A 16,091-nucleotide genomic window follows, 5' to 3' on the forward strand; every position below is an offset into this window, starting at 1 on the left:
GCCGAGCACGGCTTCTGGTGGACCTTCTGCACTTCTCCCGTGCAGGGCCGTGGTCACACCTATGATCGGCGCGTGCTGCACCTCGACGTCCTCGGCCCGGTCCGGGTGCGGCGGGGCGGCGTCGAGCTCGATCTCGGCACACCGCGCCAGCGCGCGATCGTGTCCGCGCTCGCGTTGGAGGGCGGTCGGAGCCTCGCCGTCGCTGCACTGGTCGAGCGGGTCTGGGGGAACGACGCGCCGGATTCGGTCGTCGCCACCCTGCAGAGCTACATCGGGCAGCTGCGACGCGCCCTGGAGCCCGATCGAGCGCCGCGCGCCGAGGCCGCCGTGCTGGTCACCGAGCACGGCGGCTACGCCCTCCGGATCGACGCGGAGGCACGCGATGACGTCCGGCTGCAGCAGGCAGTCCTGCAGGCCCGGGACCTGTTGTCCGTCGTACCGGACCAGCTGCGACCGCAGCTTCCGCAGGGCGCCTCGCCGAAGATCGCAGAGGCGGTCTCGTTGCTCGACGAGGCGCTGGCCACCTGGCGCGGACGTCCCTATGCCGAGCTGGACGACGATCCGGACGTCCTCGCCGAGCGCGCGCGGTGCGAGGACCTCCGGCTCGGCGCCCAGGAGCTGCTGATCGTCGCGCGCCTCGCTCTCGGGCAGCACGTCGACGTCCTGCCGAGCATCGACCAGATGACCCAGGCGCACCCCCTGCACGAACGCTGGTGGACGCTGCGTGCCCTCGCGCTGGCGCGCAGCGGTCGGCAGGCGGATGCGTTGGCCACCCTGCAGGAGCTCCGCTCCGTGCTCGACGACGAGCTCGGCGTCGAACCGAGCCCGCCGGTCCGGGAGCTCCACACCGCGATCCTGCGCCAGGACCCCACGGTGGCGTGGCAGGACCGTGCCGGTGCGCCGTCCAGCGCCCCGAGCCACGGACGGACCCTCGAGGTCGTGCCGCCGCGCTCCGCCGACCCGGTCGCGCCGCCCTGGCCGCTGGCCGGCCGGGTGCCGGAGAGGAATCTCCTGACCGCGTGGCTCGAGCGCAGCTCACAGCACGGTCCCCAGGCAGGTTGGCTCGCGGGCGAGGCCGGGATCGGCAAGACCAGGCTGACCCAGGAGCTCGCTCTCGCAGCCCACAGGAGTGGCGTGGTCGTGGCCCGCGGCACCTGCGGCCAGGCCGGGGCGCCCAGTCTCTGGCCGTGGCGCCAGGTGCTGGACTCGATCGCCGCGCAGTCCGGGACCGAGCCAGACCTCGAACGACTCTTCGCCGATGATCCCGAGGACTTCGCGGTGCGGACCGGCCTCACCGCGCACCTGCGCGACGCGGCTCGCGATCGCCCGGTCCTCGTGCTCCTCGAGGACGTCCACGATGCCGATGTGGCCACCCTCCAGATGCTCGCCCACGTGGTCGACGCGATGGCGGACTCGATGGACGGAACCTCCCTGGCCGTGCTCGCCACCCGCCGCGCGGGGGCGGGAAACGAGGAGCTGCTCCAACCGGTCAGCACAGCGATCGCACGCCACGGAGGTCTGCGGATCGACCTCGACGGCCTGGCGCCCGCGGACGCACGCGAGCTCGTCGATCTGGCCGTCGGCGGTGACCTCGATCGACGTACCGTCGCCGACCTGACGACTCGGTCCGGCGGAAATCCCTACTTCCTCGTCGAGCTCGCACGCTCCGGCGGCCGGCTCAACGGCTCACTCGTCGAGGTCGTCGCTGCCCGTCTCTCCGGCCTTCCCCCGGCCACCCGGGAGGCGCTCACCGCAGCAGCAGTCCTGGGCGACGACGTCGCCCACCACCTCCTCGCCCTCACCCTCGACCTCGGGTCCCACGAGCTGGAGGAGCGGCTCGTCGCCGCCGCGGCCGCCGGGACCATCCAGTCCCACGAGTCGCGGGTGCCCCGACTCTCCTTCGCGCACGGAGTGGTCCGGGAGGTCCTGCTGGGCTCCCTGGGCCCGGCGGAGCGGTCGCGGTGGCACGCCCGGGCGGCCGTCACGCTCGACGACCACGCAGACCTGCGCCGGATCGAGCAGCGCTCCGCGCTCGCCCTGCACTGGGAGGCCGCGGGGGTGCAGCACGCCGGCGCCGGATGGCGCTCGCTGTTGAGAGCCGCGGAGCTCGCGGGCCGCGACCGCGCTCACCGCGAGGCCGCCGACCTGCTGGCACGCGCCGCGGCGCTGCAGGAGCTGGACCCTGCGCACACGGACCGGGAACGGTACGAGCTGCTGATGCTCCTGGTCGACGACCAGCGCTGGGCAGGTCAGTGGAGTGCGCTGGGGGACACCGTCGATCGTGCGGTCGCGTCCGCGGAACGTCTCGGCGACCCGGCGCTGACGGCTCGCGCTGCCATGGCGACGGTGGAGGGCGCGATCTGGCAGGTCCGGACCTACGGCGTGGTCCACTGGCCACTGGTCGCTGCCCTCGAGCGGGCGGTGGACCAGCTCGACAGCACCGACGCGCCGGTCGGTCTCCGGGCGCGGGCTCGGATCGCGCTCGCCATCGAGCTCTACTACGCCCAGGACACCCCTCGCGTCGACGAGCTGGTGATCAACGCCGTCGAGCTCGCCCGCAACGACGGAGATCCGCGTCTGCTCTCGATCGTCCTGGCGGGAGGGTTCTCGGCCCGATGGCGCACCGACACGCTCGGGTGGCGTCGTACGGTCGCAGAGGAGACCGTTGCTGCAGCCGACGAGCTCGGCGACGCCCGGCACCAGTGCCTGGCCCGGACCCTCACCGTCGCGGTGGCGATCGAGTCCGGCGACCTGGCGGCCGTGCGCAGGCTGCTGCCACCCACCCTCGAGCTCGCCCGCCACCTGGGACTGGTGACGGCGCAGGCGGTCCTGCTCGCGGCGGCCGCTCCGCTGCACTCCATGACCGGCGACGACGCCGCCGCCCAGCAGACACTGGAGGAGGCCACCGAGGTGGCCCAGCACAGCCGGCTGCCCAACTTCGACCGCGCGATGGCGGGTACGGCGGCCCTGGCTGCCCTCTGGTCAGGGGACCTGGCCGCGCTCGCCGCCCAGTCGGCCGCGTTCGACGCCACCGGGGACGAAGGCGTCTCGATGCGTCACATCGGGCCGTGGATCCTGGTTCGGATCGGGATGGTCGACCTGGCGCGAACAGTCTTCGTGGACCCCGACGTGGACCTCTCCCGCCACGCCTACACGTTCCTCGCCAACGCCTGCCTGGCCTGCGAGCTCGGCCTCGGCCTCGACCTGCCCGACCTCGCGGCACGCGGCTACGCCGCGGCGGCGGCTCATGCAGGGCTGATGGCGTCGGGAGGCAGCGCCATGGCGCTCGGCCCGGTCGACGGCTTCCTCGCCCTGGGGGCCCTGGCCGCCGGGGACCGGGAGCAGGCCCGCAGGCATGCCGAGGACGCCATCGACCTCGCGCGCTCGTGGGGCCTGCCCCGCTACGTCACGTGGGTCGAGCAGACGCGCGCGGCACACGCCTTCTGACGCCGGTCCTGGTTCGGTCCCGGCCCGGCGCTGGCCCGGCGCTGCCAGCGGGTCACTGCACGTGGCGGAATGCTGCTGCCTGCTGCTGCAGGAACCGGCGCCTCGAGATCCGCAGGACGAACGCGAACACAGGACCAGCGGCCCGGACCATCGCGGTCACGACCTCGTCCGGGACCTCGTGGACCATCCACGGGAGCTGGAAGCGGAGCTCGCCCAGGCTCGGTTTCCCGCGGAACTCCTTGCGCTCGAGCTCCTCCCACTCGGCGCCACCGACGTGACGCTGGACGAGTACGACGGCCTGCCGCTCCTCGTGGGACAGGTGGGCATCCAGCACCTCGGCCGCGCCGGTCAGGGCCGTCACGAGCCGGGTCCGCACGGCGGCGTCCGGGGCGGCGAGCATCGACTCGAGGAGGTCGCTGCACTCCTGGAGCAGCGGGTCGATCTGCTCGTGCTCGGCCTCCATCGCTGCCAGGACCTCCCTGCCAGCGGTGTCACCGGCGGCGTCGACGCGGTCGAGCAGCAGCGGCCACAGGACCCGGTCCTCGACCGAGTGGTGTCCGTGGAGGTGGTGGGAGAAGTGGCCCCACCGCTCGTTGATCGCGCGCCAGGTCGTGCCGTCCTCCGGCGGCGTGTGGCCAGCGGCGGCGGTGAAGTCGCGCAGGTCGCGTCGGAAGGCGTGGTGCATGAGGTACATGCCGGACATGTCGCACGGTCCGGGCGGCGCGGCCGCCTGCCCGGGGAGGAGGAGGGCGGCCGTGGTGGGGGCCGCCGGCACGTTCTGGTGGTCGCGGTGGAGGTCTCGTGAAGTGGTCATGCGAGGAGGATGGCGCCGGGCACTGGGAGACGACTGGGAGCCCGGAGGGAGCAGCACCCGGGTGAGCGTCACCGCTGTGACGGCCGTCCTCATGCGATCCCCCCACGCACTCGCGCGGCCAGGACGGCGGGCAGGGAGCGCAGGTCGGCAGCGTCCGCGCGCCGGTAGGCCGGGATCATCAGGGGGGCGACCGGGCGCAGGAGCCGCCCGGGGGTCAGCTCGGTGGTCGTGCGGACCTCGCACCGCCCGGCGTCGAGCGGCACCACCTCACGTCGGCCGCGGACCTCGATCGTCGAGGTGCCGCCGGCGTACGACGCCCTGAGGTCCTCGGCGGTCTCGATGACCGTCGGGGTGACGAAGGGGAGCCCGGCGAAGCGGAGCTCCTCGACGAGGCGCTGGCCGACGCACGCCCGGCCCGTCGGCGTGCAGGCGAAGCGTCGGACGTGGGCCCGCCAGAGGTGGTCGTTGCCCCAGTCGAGCACGAAGTCGGCCACGCGCGATGCGGGATGGTCGAGGGTGACCGACGACGCCAGGGTCGTCGTTCTCATCGTGGTCATCAGCGACCAGCCCTCTGGCCGCTGGCGTTCGAGGCGGCGAGGGCGGGCAGGCGGTCCGGTGTGCGCATGTGAGGAGCTTTCGTCTCGTCGGAAGTGGACCCTTCGACGATCTGTCACCGCGCTGGGAGACCGGTGGGACCCGGCTGGGGGAGCCGGCTGCGCGATCTCAGTCCCGTGAGCGCGGGATGGCCAACCACTCGGACCAGCTGAGGTCGACCCCGACGAAGCGGGGTTGCCTCAGCGGCCAGTCGGCGGCGATCCACGCGGGCACGAACGTGTCCAGGGCCTGCTCGACGGTGGTTCCGACGTACTCCTCGCGAATCCACCACGAGATGTCGGCATCGGCGCCGGGCTTGTCGGTCGGGTCGATGTAGCAACAGCCGATCAGCTCGGTCTCCCCGGCGTCGAACAATGCGTAGTTGAAGGACTCGTGAGCCTGGATCTCGTCCCAGTGGTGCTGCAGGTCCTCACGATCCTGCGCGGCCGTCATGTGCGCGGGCGGCCAGCCCCAGGCCCCGCCGTAGATCGACCACAGCCGATCCCTGGACCCCATGACCGCGGCCAGGTCGAGCTCGGTGTCGTCAGGGTGGATCGGGCGCAGGTGGTGCCCGGTGGGCAGCTCGGCCCGGGTCGGGTGCTGCCAGTCGGCCGGCAGCCAGGTGGCCTCGCTCATGGCCCACTCCTCATCGGTTCGGTGTCGGGTCCTCGTCGGTGGCCAGTGTTCTTGGTGGCCAGTGTCGTCGGTGGTCAGTGTCGTCGGTGGGGCTGGGAGGACGGTGGACCTCGGGTCCCAGCGATCCCACAGTGCACTCCCAGCGGCGCGCCCCACGGTGATCCCTCCGAATCAGAACTCGTGGAGGTTCCCTGATGATCACCCTGGCTGGATCGACCAGTCCCCTTGTCCGACGTCGCAGCCGGGCGGCCCTGCTCGCCGCGGTGGCGACCTCGCTCGTCGTCTCGGCCGGCACCTCGACTGCGGCAGCCCCCGGACCGTCGATCGCTGGGGAGAGCGAGGTCCTCGCAGCGCGCAGCAGCACCTCGGCCGGCACCCTCGTCTACATCAAGAACTTCAACGTGTGGATCGCCCGCGGGAACGCGACCGGGGCGCGGGCCCTGACCAAGAACGGGACGAAGGCCTTCCCCTACGGCGCCCCGAGCCAGTCCGACGGCGGCATCGTCGTGGCGTCGTACAACAGGACGATCGTGCGCATGAACCAGCAGGGCCGGGTGCTCAACACGATGGACCCCGCGCCGCTGCGCACCGGATCCGGTGACGACATCGACGGCACTCCGATCGACCTCGCCATCTCGCCGGACGGGGCCCGCATCGCCTACACGTTCTCCCAGGTCCGGTGCTCGAACGGCGCGCCGTGCTCGGCGACGGGCTACACCGAGGCCGCTCGATTCCGGCCGATCGGCAATTCGACCCAGTTCTGGGACCCGTCCTGGGTGTCGAACACGCGCACCCTGGAGACCGGAGGGTGGGGCTCGCAGGTCCAGCTGCACGACCAGGGCGCTGCTCCTGTGCACTGGTTCAGCGACTCACAGATGTTCGAGTTCCCCCTCGCGACCGACCTCGGCGACACCGAGCTCTCGCCCGACGGACGTCACCTCGCCGCGATCCGCGGCTACGGGGAGGACACGGCGATGGCGTGGTACGACGTCCGGGGCTCCGCCAAGGCAGGCCCGCCCCCGGGGCTGCCGTCCCTGTTCTGCTTCATCCCGGAGGAGGGGATCTCCGGACCGACCTGGGCGCCGGACAGCGACTCGCTCGCGTGGCAGGAGGACGACGGGATCTGGAGCAAGGCGGGCGTCGACGACTGCTCGGCCACCCAGCGCCTGCTCGTCCCGGGCGGATCGGAGCCCGACTGGTCCCCGGCTGCGCTCAGCGCGGTGGTGGTGCGCGCGCTGGTCAACCGGACCCGTCCGGCGATCGCCGGTGCGACCAGGGTCGGAGCGAGACTGACCTCCTCACTCGGTCGCTGGTCGCCGGCGCCGGCGTCGTACTCGTTCGTGTGGTTGCGCAACGGCAAGGCGATCAAGGGCGGCACCCGGCGCACCTACCAGCTCACCCGGGCCGATCGGGGGAAGCGGATCACGGTGCGGGTGACCGCCCGACGGTCCGGCTTCCTGTCCAAGGCGGCCACGAGCCCGGCGCGCTCCGTGCGGAGGTGACCGGTCGCCGGAACGGGCACGTCGGTCTCCGGGACCTGGTGCGGCCCTAGACTCACGCCCGTGAGTGCCGCCCGTCTCGTCGTCCTCGTGTCCGGTTCCGGCACCAACCTGCAGGCGATCCTCGACGCCGCCGCCGATCCCGCCTACGGCGCCCGGGTCGTGGCCGTCGGGGCCGACCGCGACGACATCGAGGGGTTGCGCCGGGCCGAGCGCGCGGGCATCCCCACCTTCGTGGCGAAGGTGAAGGACTACACCTCCCGCGAGCACTGGGACCGGGCGCTGGCCGACCGGGTCGCTGCCTTCGAGCCGGACCTCGTCGTGCTCGCCGGGTTCATGAAGCTCGTCGGGGAGACCTTCCTCGGCGAGTTCGGCGGCCGGACCGTCAACACGCACCCCGCGCTGTCCCCGTCGTTCCCCGGCATGCAGGGGCCCAAGGACGCGCTGGACTACGGCGTGAAGGTCACCGGCGCGACCCTGTTCGTGGTCGACCCGGGTGTCGACACCGGCGTGATCGTGGCCCAGGCCGTGGTGCCGGTCGAGCCGGACGACGACGTCGAGAGCCTGCATGAGCGGATCAAGACGGCCGAGCGGGCGATGCTCGTGGACGCCGTCGGCCGGATGGCCCGCGAGGGCTTCGAGGTCGACGGCCGGCGGGTTCGGTTCGGGCGCTGATCGCGGATAGACTCGCCGCACACGACTGGCGCAGGTGGGCAACCACCAGGGAGTGACGAGTCGGCATCGATCGCCTGGGTGCCCTCATCGACATGACCGACCGATGAGGAGCCCCTCCGTGACCGACCAGATCAAGATCAAGCGCGCACTCGTCTCCGTGTTCGACAAGACCGGACTCGAGGACCTGGTCAAGGGTCTCTCCGAGGCCGGCGTCGAGCTCGTGTCCACCGGCGGCTCCGCGGCCCTGATCGAGTCCCTCGGCCTGCCGGTCACCAAGGTCGAGGACCTGACCGGCTTCCCCGAGTGCCTCGACGGCCGCGTCAAGACGCTGCACCCGCGCGTGCACGCCGGGATCCTCGCCGACCGCCGCCTGCCCGAGCACGTCGCCCAGCTCGAGGAGCTGGAGGTCGAGCCGTTCGACCTCGTCGTGGTCAACCTGTACCCCTTCGCCGCGACCGTCGCCTCCGGCGCCGGCGTCGACGACTGCATCGAGAAGATCGACATCGGCGGCCCCTCGATGGTCCGCGCCGCGGCCAAGAACCACCCGTCGGTCGCGATCGTCACCGACGGCGCCGACTACGCCGCCGCTCTGACGGCCGCCCAGGGCGAGGGCTTCACCCACGACGCCCGCAAGGCGCTGGCCGCCAAGGCGTTCGTCCACACGGCGACCTACGACGTCCAGGTCGCCTCGTGGATGGGCAGCGTCCTCACCGACAGCACCGAGGGCTCCGGCTTCCCGGCCTGGGTCGGCGGCACCTACGACAAGTCCGCTGTGCTCCGCTACGGCGAGAACCCGCACCAGCCCGCCGCGCTCTACCGCTCAGGCTTCGGCCCCGGTGGCCTCGCGGCCGCCGAGCAGCTCCATGGCAAGGAGATGTCCTACAACAACTACGTCGACACCGACGCGGCCCGCCGCGCGGCGTACGACCACGGCGACGCGCCCACGGTCGCGATCATCAAGCACGCCAACCCGTGCGGCATCGCCGTCGGCGCGGACGTGGCCGAGGCGCACCGCCGGGCCCACGAGTGCGACCCGGTCTCCGCGTTCGGTGGCGTGATCGCCACCAACGTCCCGGTCTCGAAGCAGATGGCCGAGCAGGTCGCCGAGATCTTCACCGAGGTCATCGTCGCCCCGGCCTACGAGGACGGCGCCGTCGAGGTCCTGCAGGCCAAGAAGAACATCCGGATCCTGGTTGCCGAGCCGCTCCGGGCCGGTGGCGTCGAGACCCGCCCGATCAGCGGCGGACTGCTGATGCAGGTCGTCGACCAGTTCCAGGCCGACGGCGACGACCCGGCCCACTGGACGCTGGCCACCGGCGAGGCCGCCGACGAGCAGACGCTCGCCGACCTCGCCTTCGCGTGGCGCTCGGTCCGAGCTGCGAAGTCCAACGCGATCCTGCTCGCCGACGGCGGCGGCGCCGTCGGCATCGGCATGGGCCAGGTCAACCGTGTCGACTCGTGCAAGCTCGCGGTCGAGCGCGCCAACGGCCTCGTCGAGGGCAAGGAGCGGGCCCGCGGTGCGGTCGCCGCCTCGGACGCCTTCTTCCCGTTCGCCGACGGTCCGCAGATCCTGATCGATGCCGGTGTGAAGGCGATCGTGCAGCCGGGTGGTTCGGTCCGCGACGAGGAGACCATCGCAGCGTGCGCGGCGGCCGGCGTGACGATGTACTTCACCGGCACCCGCCACTTCTTCCACTGAGCGGACGCGCCAGCGGACGCGTCCAGTGGAAGGGTCGAGTAGCGCCGCGACCGAGGGACGAGGTCGCGCAGCGCGTATCGAGACACCGAGCGGCTGGAGCAACGACGGCCGCCCAGACGAGCAGACGACCAGATGACAGGATGACTCCGTGACTGCACAGAAGCTCGACGGATCCGCGACCGCGGCGGCCATCAAGGACGAACTCCGGGTCCGGGTCGCGGCGCTGAAGGAGCAGGGCATCACGCCCGGCCTCGGCACCGTGCTGGTCGGCGACGACCCCGGCTCGCGCTGGTACGTCAACGGCAAGCACAAGGACTGCGCCGAGGTCGGCATCTCCTCGATCCGCGTCGACCTGCCCGAGGTCGCCACCCAGGCCGAGATCGAGGAGGCCGTCGCCGGCCTCAACGCCGATCCCGCCTGCACCGGCTACATCGTGCAGCTCCCGCTGCCGCGCGGCCGTGACGAGAACCGCGTGCTCGGCCTGATCGACCCCGACAAGGACGCCGACGGCCTGCACCCCACCAACCTGGGCTGGCTGGTGCTCGGCAACGAGGCGCCGCTGCCGTGCACGCCGTACGGCATCGTCGAGCTGTTGCGCCGCCACGACGTCCCGATCGCGGGCGCCGAGGTGGTCGTGGTCGGTCGCGGGATCACGGTCGGTCGCCCGCTCGGACTGCTGCTGACGCGCCGCTCCGAGAACGCCACGGTGACGCTGTGCCACACCGGCACGGTCGACCTGGCGATGCACGTGCGCAAGGCCGACATCGTGGTCGCTGCTGCCGGTGTGCCCGGCATCATCACCGCTGACATGGTCAAGCCCGGCGCGGCTGTCCTCGACGTCGGCGTCAGCCGGGTCGACGGCAAGATCGCCGGCGACGTGGCCGACGACGTCTGGGACGTCGCAGGCTTCGTCTCGCCCAACCCGGGCGGGGTCGGCCCGATGACCCGCGCGATGCTGCTCGCCAACGTGGTCACGATGGCCGAGAAGCAGGCCGAGCGTGACGGTGGAAGGGCAGCGCGCTGAACGACGAGCAGCAGGGGTCCGCGGACGCCGGTGAGTCGGCGGACGCCGACACCGGTGCCCGGCGCTACCCCTCGACCATCGGCGGCGCCTGCTACATCCTGATCCTGCTCATCACCCTCACCGGGCTGATCGTCGCGGCCGCCTCGGACTGGCGCGCCGGCATCCGGATCGTGTCCGGGGCGCTGGGGTTCGCGGCGTTCCTGCGGCTGGTGCTCCGCGACCGCGACGCCGGCATGCTCGCCGTACGCAACCGGTTCCTCGACGTCGCGATCCTGGTACTGATCGGTGGCACGCTGTTCGTCCTCGCGGCCACCATTCCCGACCAGCCCGTCTGACCAGGGGTACGACGAAGGGCCGGCGCCGCAGGCACCGACCCTTCGTGGTGATTCGTGTTCGCAAGCGGCTGGGTTTCGACGCGCCCGTCACGACCGCGCAAGCGCGGTCGCGGGGCTTGCTCAACCTGGCCGAGCGACGCAGTGCGCTCGTTCCTCGCGCCCTGCTGCTCGTCTCAGATGAGACCGAGCTCGGTGACCGCAGCCTTCTCGTCAGCCAGCTCGGCGACGGAGGCGTCGATCCGGGTGCGCGAGAACTCGTCGATCTCGAGGCCCTGGACGATGCTCCAGTCGCCGTTCGACGTGGTGACCGGGAAGGAGGACACGAGGCCCTCCGGAACGCCGTAGGAGCCGTCGGAGACGACCGCCATGGAGACCCAGTCGCCAGCGGGGCTGCCGTTGAGCCAGTCGCGGGCGGCGTCGCAGGTCGCGGACGCGGCGGAGGCGGCCGAGGAGGCGCCCCGGGCGTCGATGATCGCGGCGCCGCGCTTGGCGACGGTCGGGATGAAGGTGTCGGCGATCCAGGCCTGGTCGTTGACGACCTCGGCGGCGTTCTTGCCGGCGATCTCCGCGTGGAAGATGTCGGGGTACTGGGTGGCCGAGTGGTTGCCCCAGATCGTGATCTTCTTGATGTCGGTCACGGCCGAGCCGGTCTTGTTCGCCAGCTGCGAGATCGCCCGGTTGTGGTCGAGGCGGGTCAGTGCCGAGAACCGCTCGTTGGGGATGTCGGGCGCATTGGTGGCGGCGATGAGCGCGTTGGTGTTGGCCGGGTTGCCGGTGACACCGATGCGGACGTCGTCAGCAGCGACCTTGTTGAGGGCCTTGCCCTGGGCGGTGAAGATCGCGCCGTTGGCGGAGAGCAGGTCGCCGCGCTCCATGCCGGGGCCGCGGGGGCGGGCGCCGACGAGCAGGGCCAGGTTGACGCCGTCGAAGACCTGCTCCGGGTCGGAGCCGATCACGACGCCGGCGAGGTTCGGGAACGCGCAGTCGTCGAGCTCCATGACGACGCCCTCGAGGGCCTTGAGGGCCGGCTCGATCTCGAGCAGGCGGAGCTCGATGGGACGGTCGCCGGCGATGGCACCGCTGGCGATGCGGAAGAGCAGGCTGTAGCCGATCTGGCCGGCGGCGCCGGTCACGGCCACCTTGAGCGGGGTGGTGCTCACAGGGACTCCTTGAAGGGTTGCGTGGGACTCGTTGCGACGCTAGCAGCGCCCGGCCCGCGCGCGGGAGGCGGGCAAGGATGCGAGACGATGGCGCCATGACGACCTCCGGCCGAAGGGTGGCGCTGAGTGCCGCGGTCCTGTTTCTCGGATCGGCCGGCCTCGCCGGCTGCGGGTCCGCGTCGGAGCCCAGCCCGCCCGGCGGTGTCGACGGCCTGGTGATCCCCACCCCGGACCCCGAGGTCGCCGACTTCGTGGCCGAGGTCGACAACCCGTGGTTCCCGCTGCTCCCCGGCACCCGATGGGTGTACGACGACGACGTGACCACGCCCGCGACCCAGGTCGTCGTCGAGGCGGTTCCCGGGCCCGAGGTGGCAGGCATCGCCACCACGACGCGCGTGTGGACCGACGTCGACGGCACGAGCACCCGCGACCACTTCGCACAGGACCTCGACGGCAACGTGTGGTGGTTCGGGCGCGAGGGGGAGTGGGCCGCTGGCACGAGCGGCGCGGAGGCCGGGCTGGTCATGCCCGCACGACCGCGCGCCGGGGACGGCTTCCGGCTGGCGTTCGCGCCGGGGCTGACCCGCTCGACCGCCACCGTCGAGGAGGTCGGGGGGACGATCGAGGTCCCGCTGGCGTCGTACGACGACACGGTGGAGCTGGCCGTGACGGACGGATCCCTGCTCCGCGAGGACGTCTACGCCCGCGGTGTGGGACTGGTCCGGACAGACGCAACGGGGCTCGTCGCCTTCGACGAGCCCCGCTGAGGTCGGATCAACTGCTGCTGACTACTGGCCCGGAGGACGGACCTGGGTCTGGTCGCCGGCGGGCGGCGCCCAGCCACCGGCCTGCTGGCCGGGCTGACCAGCGTCGGGCGCGACGGGCTGCTGCTGAGCCGGGATCCACTGCTGGGTGGCGGGGTCCCACTGCCAACCGTCCTGGATGATCGGCTGCTCCTGCGCGGGCGGCTGCTGACCGAAGTCCTGGTGCGGCTGCTGCTGGCCGAAGCCCGGCTGGCCGTAGCCCTGGTTCCACTGCTGGGTGAAGCCCGGGTCGGACGAGCCGCCGCTGCCGAAGTTGAGGCCGGATCCGGGGACCGGGTCCTTGTCGCGTCCGAAGGTGAGCGGGTAGATCAGTCCGGCGATCACGGCTCCGACGAGCGGGGCGATGATGAACAGCCAGAGGTCCTGGATCGCGTCGCCGCCGGAGTAGAACGCGACACCGATCGAGCGGGCCGGGTTGACCGAGGTGCCGGTCGCGCCGATCCCGACGAAGTGGATGGCGGCCAGGGCCAGGCCGATGGCCAGCGGGGCCTGCGCGGCGATCGCGCGGTTGCGGTCGTCGGTGACCGAGAGGATCACGAGCAGGAAGATGAAGGTCAGGACGACCTCGATGATCAGCGCGCCGGCCCAGTCGGCTGCGCCGAGCTCGCCGAAGCCGTTGCTGCCGAGCGGGTCACCGAACTCCCACGGGGCGTCGCTGGCGAGCAGGGTGATCGCCAGGACGAAGCCACCGATGAGCGCGCCGAGGGTCTGGACGGCCGAGTAGAGACCGGCGTCCTTCCACGAGATGCGGCCCGCGAGCGCGGCACCGACCGAGACGGCCGGGTTGAAGTGACCACCGGAGATGCGGCCGAACGAGTAGACCATGATCACGATCGCGATGCCGAAGGAGAGCCCGGTCGCGACCAGGTCACCGCCACTGATCACGGCGGTCCCGCAGCCGATGAAGACCAGGACGAAGGTTCCGAGCAGCTCGGCGAGGAGCTTCTGGACGGTGGTGGGGGGCGTGTCGGTGGTCTGGTCGACCACTGGTTCTTGAGTCATGTCTGTTCTCTCTCCTCGGTACGGCTCCCGATAAACCAGCCGGGTTACACGAATCAGACTAGTCACTAGTGTGGGCGGCGAAGCGGACCCCGTTCTGACGATCAGGTATCTTGACGTCAAGAATCCCACCAACGGCCCCAGGAGCGACGCCCGGACATGTCGAGCATCATCTACACCCACACCGACGAGGCGCCGCTGCTCGCGACGTACTCCTTCCTGCCGATCGTCGAGGCCTTCGCGGCCAAGGCCGGCGTCGCGTTCGAGACGCGGGACATCTCCGTCGCGGCGCGCATCCTCGCGCAGTTCGGCCTGGCCGACGACGCGCTGAGCGAGCTCGGTGAGCTCGCGAAGACGCCCGAGGCGAACATCATCAAGCTCCCCAACATCTCCGCCTCGATCCCGCAGCTCAAGGCCGCGATCAAGGAGCTGCAGGCGCAGGGCTTCGACGTCCCGGACTACCCCGAGGCGCCGTCGACCGACGAGCAGCGCGAGATCCGCGCCAAGTTCGACAAGATCAAGGGCTCCGCGGTGAACCCGGTCCTGCGCGAGGGCAACTCCGACCGGCGCGCGCCGGGCTCGGTGAAGGCCTACGCGAAGAAGCACCCGCACACCAACAAGCCGTTCGGTGAGGGCTCGAAGACCGACGTCGCCACCATGGCCGACCACGACTTCGCCAGCAACGAGAAGTCCGTGACCCTCGCCGGCGACGACACCCTGTCGATCGTGCTCGAGACCGCTGCGGGCGAGAGCATCGTCCTCAAGGACGGCCTGAAGGTCCTGTCCGGCGAGATCGTCGACGCGACCAAGCTGTCGGTGGCCCACCTGCACTCGTTCCTGCGCAACGCGCTGGCGAAGGCCAAGGCCGACGACGTGCTGTTCTCGGTGCACCTCAAGGCCACGATGATGAAGGTCTCCGACCCGATCATCTTCGGCCACGTGGTGAAGGCCTACTTCGCCGACGTCTTCGCGCAGTACGGCGACGACCTGACCGCTGCGGGCCTCTCGGCCAACGACGGACTCGGTGCCATCCTGTCCGGCCTGGACGCGCTGCCGAACGGCGCGGAGATCAAGGCGGCCTTCGACGCCGCTTTGGCCGCCGGCCCCCGCCTGTCCTACGTCAACTCCGACAAGGGCATCACCAACCTGCACGTCCCGAGCGACGTCATCATCGACGCCTCGATCCCGGCCCTGATCCGCAACGGCGGCAAGCTGTGGGGCGTCGACGGCGGCGAGGACGACACCCTCGCGGTCATCCCGGACTCCTCCTACGCCGGCGTCTACAAGGCCGTCTTCGACGACGTGAAGGCCCACGGCGCGCTCGACCCGGCCACCATCGGCACCGTCCCCAACGTCGGCCTGATGGCCCAGGCGGCCGAGGAGTACGGCTCGCACGACAAGACCTTCGAGATCGCCGAGGCCGGCACCATCCGCGTCGTGTCCTCCAACGGCGACGTGCTGATCGAGCACGACGTCGAGGCCGGTGACATCTGGCGTGCCTGCCAGACCAAGGACATTCCCGTCCAGGACTGGATCAAGCTGGCCGTCACCCGGGCCCGTGCCTCCGCGACCCCCGCGATCTTCTGGCTCAACGAGTCGCGCGCCCACGACGCCGAGCTCATCAAGAAGATCGACACCTACCTGCCCGAGCACGACACCGACGGCCTCGAGATCCGGGTGCTGAGCCCGGAGCTCGCGACGGCGTACTCCCTCGAGCGCCTGCGCAAGGGCGAGGACACCATCTCGGTGACCGGCAACGTGCTGCGTGACTACAACACCGACCTGTTCCCGATCCTCGAGCTCGGCACGTCGGCGAAGATGCTCTCCGTCGTCCCGCTGATCGCCGGTGGCGGACTGTTCGAGACGGGTGCGGGCGGCTCGGCCCCCAAGCACGTCCAGCAGCTCGTGGAGGAGAACTACCTGCGCTGGGACAGCCTGGGCGAGTTCTTCGCGCTCGTGCCGTCGCTGGAGAAGTACGCCGAGCAGGCCGACGCCCCGGCGGCACAGATCCTGGCCGATGCCCTCGACCGGGCCACGGGCACGTTCCTCGACGAGGACCGCTCGCCGGGCCGCAAGCTCGGCACGACCGACAACCGCGGCTCGCACTTCTACCTCGCGCTCTACTGGGCCGAGGAGCTGGCCAAGCAGACCGAGGACGCCGACCTCGCGACCGCGTTCACCCGGCTCGCCGAGACCCTGCGGTCCAACGAGGACAAGATCGCCGGTGAGCTCATCGCTGCTCAGGGCAAGCCGGCGGACATCGGCGGCTACTACCGCCCCGACGCCGAGCTCACCTCGGCCGTCATGCGTCCGAGCGTGACGTTCAACGAGGTGCTCGCCGCCTTCTGATCGAACCGAGAGGCCCCGGGATGCGACGCATCCCGG

At 71.4% G+C, this 16,091-nt stretch carries 13 protein-coding genes; 8 read left to right on the forward strand and 5 right to left on the reverse strand.

What is annotated here, in order from left to right; all coding sequences use genetic code 11:
- Positions 1-72: 72 nt before the first annotated feature.
- Positions 73-3,447, forward strand: coding sequence for a BTAD domain-containing putative transcriptional regulator (locus ASE01_RS09300; RefSeq protein WP_056749869.1), 3,375 nt, complete (start codon positions 73-75; stop codon positions 3,445-3,447).
- A 52-nt stretch (positions 3,448-3,499) separates the two neighbouring features.
- Here ASE01_RS09300 and ASE01_RS09305 read toward each other — a convergent pair whose 3' ends face one another.
- The 3 genes from ASE01_RS09305 to ASE01_RS09315 all read right to left on the reverse strand — a co-directional run bounded on the left by ASE01_RS09305 (position 3,500) and on the right by ASE01_RS09315 (position 5,491).
- On the reverse strand, positions 3,500-4,261 hold the full coding sequence (locus ASE01_RS09305) for a hemerythrin domain-containing protein (protein ID WP_162260284.1): 762 nt from the start codon (positions 4,259-4,261) through the stop codon (positions 3,500-3,502).
- 89 nt (positions 4,262-4,350) lie between these two features.
- Positions 4,351-4,818, reverse strand: a complete 468-nt coding sequence (locus ASE01_RS09310) for an SRPBCC family protein (RefSeq protein ID WP_056749871.1) — start codon at positions 4,816-4,818, stop codon at positions 4,351-4,353.
- Positions 4,819-4,984: 166 nt separating this feature from the next.
- Complete coding sequence (locus ASE01_RS09315) at positions 4,985-5,491, reverse strand: GNAT family N-acetyltransferase (RefSeq protein ID WP_056749872.1); 507 nt, start codon at positions 5,489-5,491, stop codon at positions 4,985-4,987.
- Positions 5,492-5,685: 194 nt separating this feature from the next.
- Here ASE01_RS09315 and ASE01_RS09320 point away from each other — a divergent pair, with 194 nt between their 5' ends.
- The 5 genes from ASE01_RS09320 (at position 5,686) to ASE01_RS25255 (ending at position 10,723) form a co-directional block, all read left to right on the forward strand.
- Positions 5,686-6,993: a hypothetical protein gene (locus ASE01_RS09320; RefSeq protein ID WP_056749873.1), complete on the forward strand. Its 1,308-nt coding sequence runs from the start codon at positions 5,686-5,688 to the stop codon at positions 6,991-6,993.
- Positions 6,994-7,053: 60 nt separating this feature from the next.
- Positions 7,054-7,665: a phosphoribosylglycinamide formyltransferase gene (gene purN, locus ASE01_RS09325; protein WP_056749874.1), complete on the forward strand. Its 612-nt coding sequence runs from the start codon at positions 7,054-7,056 to the stop codon at positions 7,663-7,665.
- A gap of 103 nt (positions 7,666-7,768) precedes the next feature.
- Positions 7,769-9,364 (forward strand): bifunctional phosphoribosylaminoimidazolecarboxamide formyltransferase/IMP cyclohydrolase, encoded by a 1,596-nt coding sequence (gene purH, locus ASE01_RS09330; protein WP_056749875.1) that lies wholly within the window; start codon positions 7,769-7,771, stop codon positions 9,362-9,364.
- Positions 9,365-9,512: 148 nt separating this feature from the next.
- On the forward strand, positions 9,513-10,388 hold the full coding sequence (locus tag ASE01_RS09335; RefSeq protein WP_056749876.1) for a bifunctional methylenetetrahydrofolate dehydrogenase/methenyltetrahydrofolate cyclohydrolase: 876 nt from the start codon (positions 9,513-9,515) through the stop codon (positions 10,386-10,388).
- A gap of 104 nt (positions 10,389-10,492) precedes the next feature.
- On the forward strand, positions 10,493-10,723 hold the full coding sequence (locus ASE01_RS25255) for a DUF3017 domain-containing protein (RefSeq protein WP_268788667.1): 231 nt from the start codon (positions 10,493-10,495) through the stop codon (positions 10,721-10,723).
- 173 nt (positions 10,724-10,896) lie between these two features.
- Here ASE01_RS25255 and ASE01_RS09340 read toward each other — a convergent pair whose 3' ends face one another.
- Complete coding sequence (locus tag ASE01_RS09340) at positions 10,897-11,883, reverse strand: malate dehydrogenase (RefSeq protein WP_056749877.1); 987 nt, start codon at positions 11,881-11,883, stop codon at positions 10,897-10,899.
- 95 nt (positions 11,884-11,978) lie between these two features.
- Here ASE01_RS09340 and ASE01_RS09345 point away from each other — a divergent pair, with 95 nt between their 5' ends.
- Complete coding sequence (locus tag ASE01_RS09345; protein WP_056749878.1) at positions 11,979-12,650, forward strand: hypothetical protein; 672 nt, start codon at positions 11,979-11,981, stop codon at positions 12,648-12,650.
- Positions 12,651-12,671: 21 nt separating this feature from the next.
- Here ASE01_RS09345 and ASE01_RS09350 read toward each other — a convergent pair whose 3' ends face one another.
- On the reverse strand, positions 12,672-13,709 hold the full coding sequence (locus ASE01_RS09350; RefSeq protein ID WP_082605929.1) for an aquaporin: 1,038 nt from the start codon (positions 13,707-13,709) through the stop codon (positions 12,672-12,674).
- Between the two features lie 156 nt (positions 13,710-13,865).
- Between ASE01_RS09350 and ASE01_RS09355 the strand changes: the two genes are divergently transcribed.
- Complete coding sequence (locus ASE01_RS09355; protein WP_056749882.1) at positions 13,866-16,055, forward strand: NADP-dependent isocitrate dehydrogenase; 2,190 nt, start codon at positions 13,866-13,868, stop codon at positions 16,053-16,055.
- Positions 16,056-16,091 lie beyond the last annotated feature (36 nt).

Source organism: Nocardioides sp. Root190, from assembly GCF_001428565.1.
GTDB lineage: Bacteria > Actinomycetota > Actinomycetes > Propionibacteriales > Nocardioidaceae > Nocardioides.

Excerpts from the sequence above, each read along its gene's own strand:
- ASE01_RS09350 (WP_082605929.1), bottom strand. The coding sequence starts at position 13,709 with ATGACTCAAGAACCAGTGGTCGACCAGACCACCGACACGCCCCCCACC.
- ASE01_RS09305 (WP_162260284.1), bottom strand. The coding sequence starts at position 4,261 with ATGACCACTTCACGAGACCTCCACCGCGACCACCAGAACGTGCCGGCG.
- purH (WP_056749875.1), top strand. The coding sequence starts at position 7,769 with ATGAGGAGCCCCTCCGTGACCGACCAGATCAAGATCAAGCGCGCACTC.
- ASE01_RS09320 (WP_056749873.1), top strand. The coding sequence starts at position 5,686 with ATGATCACCCTGGCTGGATCGACCAGTCCCCTTGTCCGACGTCGCAGC.
- ASE01_RS09345 (WP_056749878.1), top strand. The coding sequence starts at position 11,979 with ATGACGACCTCCGGCCGAAGGGTGGCGCTGAGTGCCGCGGTCCTGTTT.
- ASE01_RS09355 (WP_056749882.1), top strand. The coding sequence starts at position 13,866 with ATGTCGAGCATCATCTACACCCACACCGACGAGGCGCCGCTGCTCGCG.
- ASE01_RS09310 (WP_056749871.1), bottom strand. The coding sequence starts at position 4,818 with ATGACCACGATGAGAACGACGACCCTGGCGTCGTCGGTCACCCTCGAC.
- ASE01_RS09315 (WP_056749872.1), bottom strand. The coding sequence starts at position 5,491 with ATGAGCGAGGCCACCTGGCTGCCGGCCGACTGGCAGCACCCGACCCGG.